The 13,936-nt window shown below is 62.2% G+C and carries 10 protein-coding genes; all 10 read left to right on the top strand.

Features of this window, described 5'->3' with window-relative positions:
• Positions 1 to 16 precede the first annotated feature (16 nt).
• The 10 genes from leuS to ACQ4WP_RS11695 all read left to right on the top strand — a co-directional run bounded on the left by leuS (position 17) and on the right by ACQ4WP_RS11695 (position 13,936).
• Positions 17 to 2,656 (top strand): leucine--tRNA ligase, encoded by a 2,640-nt coding sequence (gene leuS, locus ACQ4WP_RS11740; protein WP_436520742.1) that lies wholly within the window; start codon positions 17 to 19, stop codon positions 2,654 to 2,656.
• 2 nt (positions 2,657 to 2,658) lie between these two features.
• Positions 2,659 to 3,249, top strand: a complete 591-nt coding sequence (locus tag ACQ4WP_RS11735) for an LPS-assembly lipoprotein LptE (protein WP_436520740.1) — start codon at positions 2,659 to 2,661, stop codon at positions 3,247 to 3,249.
• A gap of 10 nt (positions 3,250 to 3,259) precedes the next feature.
• Positions 3,260 to 4,276 carry a DNA polymerase III subunit delta gene (gene holA, locus ACQ4WP_RS11730; RefSeq protein ID WP_436520738.1) on the top strand — a complete coding sequence of 339 codons (1,017 nt, stop codon included), beginning with the start codon at positions 3,260 to 3,262 and terminating at the stop codon, positions 4,274 to 4,276.
• A 23-nt stretch (positions 4,277 to 4,299) separates the two neighbouring features.
• Positions 4,300 to 5,571 (top strand): glutamate-5-semialdehyde dehydrogenase, encoded by a 1,272-nt coding sequence (locus ACQ4WP_RS11725; RefSeq protein ID WP_436520736.1) that lies wholly within the window; start codon positions 4,300 to 4,302, stop codon positions 5,569 to 5,571.
• Between the two features lie 70 nt (positions 5,572 to 5,641).
• Positions 5,642 to 6,079, top strand: coding sequence for a CopD family protein (locus tag ACQ4WP_RS11720; RefSeq protein WP_436520734.1), 438 nt, complete (start codon positions 5,642 to 5,644; stop codon positions 6,077 to 6,079).
• A gap of 10 nt (positions 6,080 to 6,089) precedes the next feature.
• Positions 6,090 to 6,704: a 2-hydroxychromene-2-carboxylate isomerase gene (locus ACQ4WP_RS11715; RefSeq protein WP_436520732.1), complete on the top strand. Its 615-nt coding sequence runs from the start codon at positions 6,090 to 6,092 to the stop codon at positions 6,702 to 6,704.
• Between the two features lie 104 nt (positions 6,705 to 6,808).
• Positions 6,809 to 8,014 (top strand): THUMP domain-containing class I SAM-dependent RNA methyltransferase, encoded by a 1,206-nt coding sequence (locus ACQ4WP_RS11710; RefSeq protein WP_436520730.1) that lies wholly within the window; start codon positions 6,809 to 6,811, stop codon positions 8,012 to 8,014.
• A 74-nt stretch (positions 8,015 to 8,088) separates the two neighbouring features.
• Entirely contained in the window at positions 8,089 to 9,369 is a 1,281-nt protein-coding gene (locus ACQ4WP_RS11705) for a multidrug effflux MFS transporter (protein ID WP_436520728.1), read from the top strand.
• 203 nt (positions 9,370 to 9,572) lie between these two features.
• Positions 9,573 to 11,726 carry an HDOD domain-containing protein gene (locus ACQ4WP_RS11700; protein ID WP_436520726.1) on the top strand — a complete coding sequence of 718 codons (2,154 nt, stop codon included), beginning with the start codon at positions 9,573 to 9,575 and terminating at the stop codon, positions 11,724 to 11,726.
• Positions 11,727 to 11,731: 5 nt separating this feature from the next.
• On the top strand, positions 11,732 to 13,936 hold the full coding sequence (locus ACQ4WP_RS11695) for an EAL domain-containing response regulator (RefSeq protein ID WP_436520724.1): 2,205 nt from the start codon (positions 11,732 to 11,734) through the stop codon (positions 13,934 to 13,936).

The following is a 13,936-nucleotide window of genomic DNA, read 5'->3' as shown; positions in this document are numbered from 1 at the left end:
CTATTGGCCGCACATCATGCAAGATAAATATAGTCCCGCCGACGTCGAACAAGCCGCCCAATCGCACTGGAAGGCGATCGACGCCTACAAAGCCGTCGAACACGACCCGCGTTTCCCAAAAGGCAAGTATTTTGCCTGCTCGATGCTGCCTTACCCTTCGGGCAAGCTGCACATGGGTCACGTGCGCAACTATACGATCAATGACGTGATGTACCGCTACCTGCGCATGAACGGCTATAACGTGCTCATGCCGATGGGCTGGGATGCGTTCGGCATGCCGGCGGAAAACGCGGCCATGGCCAATAATGTGCCGCCCGCGCAATGGACGTATTCGAATATCGCCCACATGAAGCAGCAGATGGAATCGATGGGCCTGGCCATCGACTGGTCGCGCGAAATGACCGCCTGCAAGCCCGAATACTACAAGTGGAACCAGTGGATGTTCCTGAAGATGCTGGAAAAAGGCATCATCTACAAGAAGACCGGTAGCGTGAACTGGGACCCGATCGACCAGACCGTGCTGGCCAACGAGCAAGTCGTCGACGGCCGCGGCTGGCGTTCCGGCGCGCTGATCGAAAAGCGCGAAATCCCCATGTACTACGCGCGCATCACCGATTACGCGGAAGAATTGCTGGCCTATGTGGACGACAAGCTGCCGGGCTGGCCCGAGCGCGTGCGCACCATGCAGACCAACTGGATCGGCAAGTCGACGGGCGTGCGCTTCGCTTTCCCGCATGAAATCAAGGACGCGAATGGCGCCCTGATCGGCGACGGCAAGCTGTATGTGTTTACCACGCGCCCGGACACCGTCATGGGCGTGACCTTCTGCGCCGTGGCCTCCGAGCACCCGCTGGCCATCCACGCCGCGCAAACGAATTCTGCATTGGCCGCTTTTAATGCCGAGTGCAAGCTGGGCTCCGTGATCGAAGCGGACATGGCAACGATGGAGAAGAAGGGCATGCCGACGGGCCTGTTCGTCACCCATCCATTGACGGGCGCGCAAGTGGAAGTGTGGGTCGGCAACTACGTGCTGATCACTTACGGCGATGGCGCCGTGATGGGCGTGCCGGCGCACGACGAGCGCGATTTTGGCTTTGCCAAGAAATACAATCTGCCGATCAAGCAAGTGATCGACGTCAAGGGCCAGGAATTTTCGACGGACGCCTGGCAGGAATCGTACGGCAGCAAGGACGGCGTCTGTGTCGCCTCCGGCAAATACGACGGCCTGCATTTCGCTTCCGCCGTCGATGCGGTGGCGGCCGACCTGGCGGAGCTGGGCCTGGGCGAGAAGAAAACCACCTTCCGCCTGCGCGACTGGGGCATCTCGCGCCAGCGCTACTGGGGCACGCCGATCCCGATGATCCATTGCGCCGATTGCGGCGTGGTGCCGGTGCCGGAAAAAGACTTGCCGGTGGTGTTGCCGGAAGACTGCGTGCCGGATGGCACGGGCAATCCGCTGAACAAATATGAAGCCTTTTTGCAGTGCGATTGCCCGCAGTGCGGCAAGCCGGCGCGCCGCGAGACGGACACCATGGACACCTTCGTCGATTCGTCGTGGTACTACATGCGCTATACCTCGCCAGGCTCGAACGACGCCATGGTCGACGCGCGCAACGATTACTGGATGCCGATGGACCAGTACATCGGCGGCATCGAACACGCCGTCATGCACTTGCTGTACGCGCGCTTCTGGACCAAGATCATGCGCGATTTCGGCCTGGTCAAGTTCGACGAGCCTTTTGTGAACCTGCTGACGCAAGGCATGGTGCTCAACGAAACCTACTTCCGCAAGGATGCCGTGGGCAAAACCACCTGGTTCAATCCGGACGACGTGCGCCTGTCCCTGGATGACAAGGGCCGTCCGCAAAGCGCCATCCTGGTGGCCGACGGCCAGCCGGTGGAAATCGGCGGCACGGAAAAAATGTCGAAGTCGAAGAACAACGGCATCGATCCGCAAGCGCAGATCGAGCAGTACGGTGCCGATACGGCCCGTTTGTTCACCATGTTCGCCTCGCCGCCGGAACAGACGCTGGAATGGTCGGGCAGCGGCGTCGAAGGCGCGAACCGCTTCCTGCGCCGCGTGTGGAACTTTGGCTACGCCCAGTCGGCCACGATTCAAGCCGCGCTGGCTGGCGGCGCGGTAACGGCCACGGGCGATGCGCAGAAAAACCTGCGCCGCGAATTGCACAAGCTGCTGCAGCAAGCTGATTACGACTTGAAGCGCGTCCAGTACAACACCGTGGTGTCGGCCTGCATGAAGATGCTCAACACCCTGGAATCGGCCAAGCTCGATGACAGCGCGCAGTCGAAAGCGCTGATCGCCGAAGGTTTTTCCATCTTCCTGCGCCTGCTCAATCCTGTCGCGCCGCACATCACCCACGTGCTGTGGCAGGAACTGGGCTACGCCGGTGCGCATGGCGACCTGCTCAACGCACCGTGGCCGCAAGTCGACCCGCAAGCGCTGGAGCAGTCCGAGATCGAGATGATGATCCAGGTGAACGGCAAGCTGCGCGGCTCGATCACGGTGTCCAAGGATGCGGACAAGGCCAGTATCGAAGCGGCCGCGCTGGCGTGCGAAAGTGTGCAGAAGTACGTCGAGACCACGCCGAAGAAGATCATCGTCGTGCCAGGCAAGTTAATCAGCATCGTGGTGTAATCATGACGACTTCCTCTTCCGTATCGCTGTTGGGCCGCCGTGCCGTGCTGGCTTTGGGCCTGACTGTCCTGCTGTCGGCCTGCGGCTTTCATTTGCGCGGTTCGAACGGCAGTTTCATGCTGCCGTTCGCGACGATGTACATCGGCTTGCCCGACACGTCGCCGCTGGCGATTGGCCTGAAGCGCTATATCCGCGCCATTGGCAGCACGGAGGTGGTCAACACCAAGGATGGCGCCGACGCTGTCCTTGAGGTGCTCACCGACCCGGAGAGGAATCGTACCAAGACCATTTTGTCGCTGAACAAAAATGGCCGCGTGCAAGAGTACCAACTCGGCTATTCGATCAATTTCCGCGTGGTGGACAAGGCCGGCAACCAGTTGCTGGCACCGACAACCATCAGCCTGGTGCGTCCGATTACCTTCGACGAATCGCAGGTGCTGGCCAAGGAAACCGAGGAAGCTGCGCTGTACCGCGACATGCGCAACGACCTGGTGCAGCAGATCATGCGTCGCCTGGCCGCCATCAAGCCGGTGCTGCCGGCCATGTCGGTGGCGCCCGTGACGCCGGTCGCGCCGGCAGCCCCGCAGCAGTAACGGGGACGCCATGCAATTGCGGATAGACGCGCTCGATGGGCATGTGGCCAAGCCGCTGGCGCAGCTGTATGTGATCACCAGCGATGAACACTTGCTGGCGCTGGAAGCGGCCGACAAGATCCGCCGCGCGGCGCGCGCGCAGGGTTACTCCGAGCGCGACGTGCTGACGGTGGAGCGCAGCTTCAAATGGGGCGAACTGCTGGCGGCGAACCAGGAGCTGTCGCTGTTCGGCGATAAAAAACTGATCGAGCTGCGCATCCCTACCGGCAAGCCGGGCAAGGATGGCGGCGCGGCGCTGCAAAGCTATGCGAAGAACCTCAGCCCCGACAACCTGACCTTGATCACCTTGCCCAAGCTGGATTGGGCCACGCAAAAGGCGGCCTGGGTCGCCAGCTTGCAGCAGGCGGCCGTGTATATCGAGATTCCGAATGTGGAGCGGGCGCAGTTGCCGGCCTGGATATCCCAGCGCCTGGCCGCGCAGGGGCAAAGTGCCGAACGGGCCAGCATCGACTTCATCGCCGAACGGGTGGAAGGTAACTTGCTGGCGGCGCACCAGGAAATCCAGAAACTGGGCTTGCTGCATGCAGCGGGCAAGCTGACGTACGAACAAGTGCAGGACGCGGTGCTGAATGTGGCCCGCTACGATGTCTTCAAGCTGTCCGAAGCCATGCTGGCCGGCGACCCGGCGCGCCTGGTGCGCATGCTCGAAGGCTTGAAAGGCGAGGGCGAGGCGCTGCCGCTGGTCTTGTGGGCCGTCTCCGAAGAAATCCGCACGCTGTTAAAATTGAAGGCCGGCATGGCGCAAGGGCGTCCATTGGGTGCGCTGCTGAAGGAATACCGTATCTGGGGACCGCGCGAGCGGATGATGGAACCGGCCCTGCGGCGCATTTCGCTACCCGTGCTGGAAGCGGCGCTGCAGCAGGCGGCGCAGGTGGACAAGATGATCAAGGGCTTGCGCGCCAGGGGCTACGCGGGCGATGCCTGGGATGCCATGCTGCAGCTGGGCCTGAAGATAGCCCGAGGCTAGTTTTTTACTATATGGATACGAGCATGGACATCACAGAATATATGCAGGACGTGGGCACGCGCGCACGCGCCGCTTCGCGCGCCATGGCGCGTGCCGACAGCGCCACGCGCAACCGCGCCTTGAGCCTGATCGCCGCCGCCATCGTGCGCGATGCCGATCTGTTGCGCGCGGCCAACCAGCGCGACCTCGATGCGGCAGCTGCCGCCGGCCTGGCACCGGCCATGCTGGACCGTCTGACCCTGTCCGACGCCGCCATTGCCACCATGGTCGAAGGCTTGACGCAGATCGTCGCGCTGGCCGACCCGATCGGCGAAATCTCGAACATGAAGTTCCGTCCGACGGGCATCCAGGTGGGACAGATGCGCGTGCCGCTGGGCGTCATCGGCATCATCTATGAAGCGCGCCCGAACGTGACGGTGGACGCGGCCGGCCTGTGCATCAAGAGCGGCAACGCGACGATTTTGCGCGGCGGCTCGGAAGCCATCCATTGCAACCGCGCGCTGGCCAAGCTGGTGGCGGAGGGTTTGCTGGGAGCAGGCCTGCCAGCTGATGCCGTGCAAGTCATCGACACCACCGACCGCGCCGCCGTCGGCGCCCTCATCACCATGCCACAGTACGTGGACGTTATCGTGCCGCGCGGCGGCAAGGGCCTGATCGCGCGCCTGATGGACGAGGCCACCGTGCCGATGATCAAGCACCTCGATGGCATCTGCCATGTCTACATCGACGCCAAGGCCGATATCAGGAAGGCGATCGAGATCGGCTTCAACGCGAAGTGCCACCGCTACGGCACCTGCAACACCATGGAAACCTTGCTGGTGTCGCGCGCCATCGCCGCTACCGTGCTGCCGCAGCTGGCCGAACTGTACCTGACCAAGCAGGTGGAATTGCGCGCCGATCCGGAAAGCCATGCGATCCTGGCCGCTGCTGCGTATCCGCATCTGGTGCCCGCGACCGAGGAAGACTGGCGCACCGAATACCTGGCGGCCATCCTGTCGGTGAAGGTGGTTGACGGCATCGACGAAGCGATGGACCACATCAACCAGTATTCGTCGAAGCACACGGAAGCTATCATCACGGAAGACTACAGCGATGCGCTGCGCTTCCTGCGCGAAGTCGATTCCGCCTCGGTGATGGTGAACGCATCGACGCGTTTTGCCGATGGTTTTGAATATGGCCTGGGTGCCGAGATCGGCATCTCGAACGACAAGCTGCATGCGCGCGGCCCGGTGGGACTGGAAGGCTTGACCTCGCTCAAGTACGTGGTCTTTGGCCACGGTGAAGTACGTAAATAGTCTCTTTCGCGGGCTGCCCACAAGGCGGCCCGTGCTCTCATTTTTCTCCACCTCTGACACTGGGAACCCCATGCTCTTTCTCTGGACCAAAGCCTTCCACATTATCTTCGTCATGTCCTGGTTTGCCGGCCTGTTTTATTTGCCGCGCATCTTCGTGAACCTGGCGATGGAGACGGAAACGGTGGCCACCGAGCGACTCTTGCTGATGGCGCGCAAGCTGTACCGCTTCATGTCCCTGCTGGCGCTGCCGGCGATGGTGCTGGGGCTGGCGTTGATGTGGATGCTGTACGGTGGAGGTGAAGGCCGCATGAAGATACCGGGTTGGATGCACGCCAAGCTGACGTTCGTGGTGCTGCTGCTCGGCTACCACCACGCCTGCGGTGCCCTCCTGCGCAAGTTTGAAAAAGGTCTCAACAAGCGTAGCCACACCTGGTTCCGCTGGTTTAATGAAGTGCCGGTGGTGATGCTGCTGGCCGTCGTCGTGCTGGTCGTGGTCAAGCCTTTCTAAGGGAGTCGAGATGAGTGCAAGTCAGAGCAAAGTCGTGCAGTATTTCTTCGCGCCCCACTCGCCATGGACTTACCTGGGGCACGCGCGCCTGATGGCCATCGCCGCGAAGACGGGCGCACAGATCGACATTCGCCCCTTTGACCTGGGCAAGGTCTTCAGTGTCTCGGGCGGCCTGCCGCTGGCCAAGCGCGCACCGCAGCGCCAGGCGTATCGCCTGGCCGAACTGGCGCGCTGGTCGGCCTTTTTGCAAGTGCCATTGACCTTGCAGCCAAAGTTCTTCCCCGTGTCGCCGGAAGCCTCGGCCAAGCTGATTATCGCCACACGCCTGGCGCACGGAGTGGAGGCGTCGCTGAACCTGGCGCACGCCATCATGCGCGGCCTGTGGGCCGAAGAGCGCAACATCGGCGACGAGGAAACCCTGGTGCAGATCGCGCTCGATGCCGGTTTCGATGGCCGCCAGTTGCTGAAGACGTCGGAAACGGCCAGCGTGCAGGCCGAATACGACGCCAACACGGAGGCGGCTACAGCCGCCAGCGTCTTCGGCTCGCCGTGGTACATCGTCGATGGCGAAGGATACTGGGGCCAGGACCGCCTCGATTTTGTCGAGCGCGCGCTGGCAGGGTAGTCAAGCAAAAGCAGTTTTTTTGAATGTAGTATTTTTTAAACGTAGTAAAACAGCGTCTGTAATTTAGCGGGCGTTCAACACAATGGAATAAGGGTACACCAACCATGGCTTCATATTTTTGCCCCTGCCCGCGCGGCATGGAAGCGGCGCTGGCCGAGGAACTGGGCGAGATCGCCCAGGATAGTTCGACCATGAAGGTCCACAACCAGGTGCCGGGCGGCGTACACTGCTCGGGCGACCTGCTGGACTCCTACCGCATCAACCTGCATTCGCGCATTGCTTCGCGCGTGCTGATGCGCATGGCCCATTCCGGCTACAAGACGGAAAACGATATTTATGACCTGACCCTGGCGCAATCCTGGGAAGACTGGTTCGGCGTGCACCACACGATCCGTGTCGACGTTACGGCCGTGAAGTCGCCGCTGCGTAGCCTGGAATTTACCACCCTGAAGATCAAGGATGCGATCTGCGACCGCTTCCGCGACCAGTTCAACGAGCGTCCATCGGTCAATACCAAGACGCCGGACATGCGCATCGTCGGCTTCCTCGACGCGAACACGTTTACCGTCTACCTCGATACTTCGGGCGAAGCCCTGTTCAAGCGCGGCTGGCGCGAAGAGACGGGCGACGCGCCGCTGCGCGAAAACCTGGCCGCGGGTCTGCTGCGCGTGTCGGGCTGGAAGCCGGGCATGGTGCTGTTCGATCCGATGTGTGGTTCTGGTACCATCCTGGCCGAAGCGGCGCAGATGCTGCAAGGCATTCCGCCGGGTGCTACGCGCCAGTTCGCCTTTGAAAACTTCCACGACTTCGATCCGGCGCCGTGGAATGCCATGAAAAACGCCATCAAGGTCAATCCGCTGCCTGCCGAGCCGACTATTTTCGGCAGCGACATCTCGGGCGACATGGTGGCCATGACGCGCCATAACCTGCGTTGCGCCGGCGTGCGCTTCGAGGTGCCCTTGAAACAGATCGAGGCGCAGGAAGTCAAGCCGCCAAGCGACGTGCCGGGCATCATGCTGACCAATCCGCCGTACGGCGAGCGTATCGGCGTGCGCGGCGACAGCACCATCCCGGAAGATGAATTGTCGACGTCCTTCTATTCTGCCATGGGCACGACCCTGAAGCAGCGTTTCGCCGGCTGGACCGTGTTCCTCTTCACGGCCGACCTGGGCCTGCCGAAGCTGCTGCGTCTGAAGGAAGCGCGCAAGACCCCTTTCTTCAACGGCGCGCTGGAATGCCGTTTGTTCCGCTTCGATATGGTGGCGGGCTACAACCGCCGTGAAGAAGCCAAGCCAAAGCCACAGCAGTAAGCGTTCACCGCAAGACACCCGCAGTAACCCCGCGCGCGGATCAATGCCGGTCCGCGCGCCACTTTGGATCCACCATGTTTCCCACCCCTCCGGCCAATGTGCCGCCCGACCCGGTCACGCCCGTTCCGCCTCCTACGCCGAGCCACATGGCACCGTTGAGTCGCGGTGCGCTGGCCATGATGCTGGCCGGGCTGTCGATGCTGGGGCCTTTGTCGATCGACACCTATCTGCCTGCGTTTGGCGCGATCCAGGGTTCGCTGCAGGCGTCGCCGCTGGAAGTGCAGCAGTCGCTGACGTTCTACATGCTGGCCTTTGCCGGCATGGTGTTGTGGCATGGCGCTATCTCGGATACCTTCGGCCGGCGCAACGTTATTCTCGTATCCTTGCTGATGTTTGCCATCGGCTCGCTCGGCTGCGCTTCGGCGCACACGGTGCACTATCTGTGGTTCTTCCGCATCATGCAGGGTGTTTCGGCCGGCGCCGGCGTGGTGATCAGCCGCGCCATCATCCGTGACCTGTATGCCGATGCGGCGGCGGCGCGGCTGCTGTCGCTGGTGACGATGATCTTTTCCATCGCCCCGGCCGTGGCGCCGATTCTGGGTGGCTGGATCGTCATCTGGTTCGACTGGCGCTCGATTTTCCTGTTCCTCGCCTTTTACACGGTGATCCTGCTGGCCTTCTGCTACTGGCGCTTGCCCGAAACCCTGCCGATGGAAAAGCGCCAGCCTTTCAATCCCCGTTTCCTGGCCTCGAGCTATGGCCAGATCCTGCGCTCGCCCCTGTTCCACATCAAGGCCGGCATCGTCGCCCTCAATTTCGCGGGCCTGTTCCTGTTCATCACGGCCGCGCCGGAAATGCTACCCAAGCAGCTGGGCCTGGGGCCATCGCAATTTGCCTGGCTGTTCATCCCGTGCGTGAGCGGGATTTTCATGGGCGCCCTGGCGGCCAACCGCATCGCCGGCAAGGTCACGTTCGCGCGCCAGATCGGCATCGGCTTTGCTTTTCTGCTGTGCGCCGCCAGCGTCAATGTCGTGTATCACCTGTTCCTGCCGCCATCCTTGCCATGGTCGGTGCTGCCCCTGTTCTTCTACACCTTCGGCATGTCGCTGGTGGGGCCGGGCGCGACCCTGCTGGCGCTCGATCTGTTCCCGCATATCCGCGGCACTGTCGCCTCGTGCCAGTCGTTTGCCAGCACCATGCTCGGTGCCGTGGTGGCCGGCGTAATCTCGCCGCTGCTGTCCGGTTCCGTGCTGTGGCTGGCATCGGGCCAGCTGGCGTTTACGGCCCTGGCGCTGGCGCTGTGGCTGATATCGCGGCGCTTCCGCCACCGTTTGCTGGGTTCCTTCAAGGCATAAGTTTCCATGACAGAACGCTAGATTTATTTCAACTTAATTTTCTATATTGCAAGTAATATCCGGCGCTTATGATAAGATGACTTCTTTCCCGGCATCCTCTCAGGCAATAGATTTTTTGGTTACAGGAGTGGAGGATTCCTCTGAACGTGGCCGCGCTTCGCTGCTGAGCGCTCATCCTTTTCGAACCGGCAATGCCTGATACGATGCATCAATCTGATCAAGATATTCGCAATCGCCTGCTGATTGCCCGCCTGCCGGCCATGCCGCAGATTCTCATCAAGCTGATCGCCCACCTGCAGGCCGACGATGCCGGCATGCCGGAGCTGGCCGCCCTGATCGCCAAGGATGCCGGCATGACCAGCAAGATTCTCGGCGTGGCCAACAGCTCGGCTTACCATCGCCAGAGCAAGGTCGTCAGCCTGGAGCAATCGCTCGTGTCGCTGGGCACGGACATGATCAAGACCCTGGTCATCAGCGAATCCGTCTTCCAGACCTTCAACAGCTTTCCCCATTCCGGCAGCACGGATTTGCGCGCTTTCTGGAAAAGCTCGCTGTCGGCCGCCGTCATGGCGCGCGCGCTGGCCAAGGCCATGGCCTATCCGCACGTCGAGGAAGCGTATCTGGCAGGCTTGCTGCACAACGTGGGCCGTCTGGCCTTGCTGGCCACGGCGCCGAAGGAATACGCGTTCAATTTCACGGCGCGCGACGATGCCGCCCTGTGCGCGGTGGAGCAGCGCACCTTGCAGATCACGCATGCCGAAGCGGGCGCCTGGCTGATCGAACGCTGGCATCTCGATTCCTTCCTGGCCGACAGCGTGCTGTATCACCACGAACCGCTGGCGCGCCTGGAGGCCAGCCATCCTTTGATCCGCATCGTGCGTCTGGCGCACCTGCTGTGCTGCCATGCCGACGATGCGGAATCGATCACGCAGGCGGCAAGCCTGTGCGCGCTGGATGTCGAGGTACTGGAAGACCTGGCCGGCAGCGTCGCGCGCCAGGTGGAGCAGGCCGCGCAGCACCTGGGCATCGACCTGGCTGGGGCGGACGATATCGTCACCCCGCCCGCGTATGCTCCGCCATCCGTCGATCCGGTGCAGCAGCGCCTGTCCGACGAAGTGCGTAACATGGTGCTGGTATCCGAAGTGGGCCAGACCTTTGCCCGGCAGCAGGGCGAGAGCAGCCTGCTCGAAGCCATCACGCGCTCGGCGCGCATCCTGTTCGACTTTGACACCGCCGTCATCCTGCTGCAAAACCCCACCGGCCATGCGTTGATCGGCGTGGCGGCGGGAGAACATCAGCAACGCCTGGCCGGTTTCTCGATCCCGCTGGCCAAGGGCGGCCCGCTGGCCGCCTCGGCGCTGGAGTGCAAGCAGGCGTTCTTAAAGCGCGACATGCCGGCGCTGGGCATCGTCGAGGAGCAGCTGTTCCGCATTCTCGGCACAGACAGCCTGGTCTGCATACCGCTGGTGGCGGGCCAGCGCAGCCTTGGGGTACTGATCGGCGGCGTGGCGGCGTGGCAAATTGCCGCCTGCCAGAAGCGCGAGGGTTTTCTGCGCGCGTATGCCAACCAGGCCGCTACGGCGCTGGAAACGGCCATCAGTGCGCGCGGCCTGGCTCGACGCCAGCTCGATCACGTGGCCGAGGAATACCGCGCCGCGTCGCGCCGCGTCGTGCATGAAGTGAATAACCCGCTGTCCATCATCAAAAACTATCTGAGCGTACTCGATCACAAGCTGGAGAAACAGGAGCCGGTCAGCGGCGAGATGGCTATCCTGAACGAGGAAATCGACCGTGTCGGGCAGTTGATCGGCGGCCTGGCCGATTTGCAGCCCGTGGACGCGGGCGGCGTCACCGATTGCGCGCGCGTGGTCGACGATGTGCTGCGATTGTTCCGCGCCACCGACTTCCTGCCGCCGAAGATCGAGGTGGTCACGCGCATGCAGGACGCGCCATGCGAGGTGGAGGCCGATGCCGACATGCTCAAGCAAATCCTGCTCAACCTGCTGAAAAACGCCGTCGAAGCGCTGCCCGATGGCGGACGCATCGAAGTGGCGAACCGGGGCCACGTCAACCGCGACCGTCGCCTGTATCTGGAGCTGTGCGTCAGCGATAATGGCGCCGGCCTGGCGCCGGAGGTGCTGGCCAATCTGTTTTCTCCCGTGCGCAGCAACAAGGACGGGGCGCATCACGGCCTGGGCTTGTCCATCGTGCATGACCTGGTTACCCGCCTGCATGGCGTGATTGGCTGCCGCAGCAGCAAGTCCGGCACGTCGTTTGAAATTTTACTGCCCATTCCCGTGCCGACGAGCGCTGCAGCCGCGCTGCCCGCACTTGGCAATACCGCCTTGTCTTCGTAACGACCATGAACTCCTCCGCCATTCCATTTGACCTGGAAAACAGCCCGCGCATCCTGCTCGTCGATGACGAGCCCCGCCTGCTCGCCTCCCTCCACGAATTGCTGAAGGACCGCGGCTACCAGCTGTACACGGCTACCTGCGGCAGCGAGGCGCTGGCGCAGTTGTCGAAACTGCGCTTCGACCTGATCCTGCTCGATTTGCGCCTGCCCGACATGAGCGGCCATGAAATCATGGACCATATCAACCGGCGCGGCATCGAGGGCGACGTGATCGTCATGAGCGGCGACGTCGGCATTGAGGCTGCCATCGGCGCCCTGAAACGTGGCGCCTACGATTATTTGCGCAAGCCCTACAGCCGCGAGGAGCTGCTCAAGACGGTGGAGAACGCGCTGCAAAAGTGCAAGCTGGCGCTGGAGAACGAGCGCATCGCGCTGCAGCTGGAAAACTCGGAAAAGATGTACCGCTACCTGGTCGACAGCTCGCCCGACATCATCTACACCTTGAACCACGAAGGCCGTATTACCTTCATCAACGACAGGGTGCACCAGTTGCTGGGCTTCAGCCGCGAAGAGCTGATCGGCAGTCATTACTCGATCCTCGTGCACGATGAAGACCAGGAACGGGCGCGCTATGCCTTCAATGAGCGCCGCCTCGACGAGCGCGCCTCGCGCAATGTGGAACTGCGCCTGAAGTGCCATAGCGGCAGCGGCAGCGACCGTACCTTCAACAACACGCTGATGACGATTCCGCTCAATTCGATCGGCATGCACAGCCACGATCAGGAAGCGAAAAAGCAGGAATACTTCGGCACCTATGGCGTGGCGCGCGACATCACCGACCGCAAGCGCGCCGAGGAAGTCATTTCTTACCAGGCTTATCACGACATCCTGACGGACCTGCCGAACCGCATGCTGTTCAAGGATCGCCTGGGGCTGGCCGTGATTCAGGCGCGGCGCAAGCTGACGGAACTGGCCGTGATGTTCATCGATCTCGATCGCTTCAAGCTGGTCAACGACACCCTGGGCCACGTCAAGGGCGACGAGTTGCTGCAGCAGGTGGCGCTGCGCCTGAAGGATTGTCTGCGCCGCGGCGATACGCTGGCGCGCCAAGGCGGCGACGAATTCACCATCGTGCTGCCGGAGCTGCGCGACCGCCAGGATGCGCGCCTGATCGCCGACAAATTCCTCGAATGCCTGCACCAGCCCTTCGATCTCGATGGCAACCAGGTGCATATTTCGGCCTCCATCGGCATCGCCATCTACCCGGGCGACGGCGAGACCATCGACGAGCTGCTGCGCCATGCCGACATCGCCATGTACCAGGTCAAGGCGCTGGGCAAGAATGGCCACAGTTTTTATCACGAGTCCATGCTCGATGTGTCGCACCAGAAGATCGCGCTCGAGCAAAGCCTGCGCAAGGCGCTGGAGCTGAACCAGCTGGAGATGTATTACCAGCCGCAGGTGGATGTGATGACTGGCCGCATCGTTGGCGCCGAAGGCCTGATGCGCTGGAACCACCCGCAGCGCGGCTTGCTGACGGCCGGCGAATTCCTGCCGTTTGCCGAGGAAAACGGCTTGATGCTGCCGATCTCGGACTGGATGCTGGGCGCCCTGTGTCGCGACCTGGTGCAGTGGGACGCGGCCGGCGGCGAAGCCGTGCGCCTGTCGCTGAATCTGTCGCCGCAATACCTGGACCGGGGCGACTTTTTCGAGAAGATGCGCGGTGCGCTGACGCGCTATGGCATCGCGCCGGAAAAGATCGAAGTGGAAATCACGGAAAACATCTGCATCCGCAATCCGCAATATGCGATTGAGCAGTTGAACAAGCTGTGCCAGCTGGGCGTGTCGGTCGCCATCGACGATTTCGGCACCGGCTATTCTTCGCTTTCATATCTGCACCGCTTCCCCATCCACACCATCAAGATCGACCAGTCGTTCGTGAAGGAAATCCACGACGAGCACGGACACTATCCCGTCATCCTGGCCATCATCTCGATCGCGCGCGGACTGGGCCTGCACCTGATCGCCGAGGGCGTGGAAACGGAAGGCCAGGCGCGCTATCTGCAGGACAAAGGCTGCACCACGATGCAGGGCTATCTGTACCACCGGCCCATTTCGCTGGGCAGCTTCATCGGCGTGCTGCAGGAGCAGAATCGCCTGCTCGCCGATGTCGCACCGGGGGCACCGCTGCCGCTGGCCATCGAGGCCTGA

Source organism: Janthinobacterium lyxosi (assembly GCF_051380665.1).
GTDB lineage: Bacteria > Pseudomonadota > Gammaproteobacteria > Burkholderiales > Burkholderiaceae_D > Janthinobacterium.
This window is presented reverse-complemented; position numbering and strand designations above follow the sequence as displayed.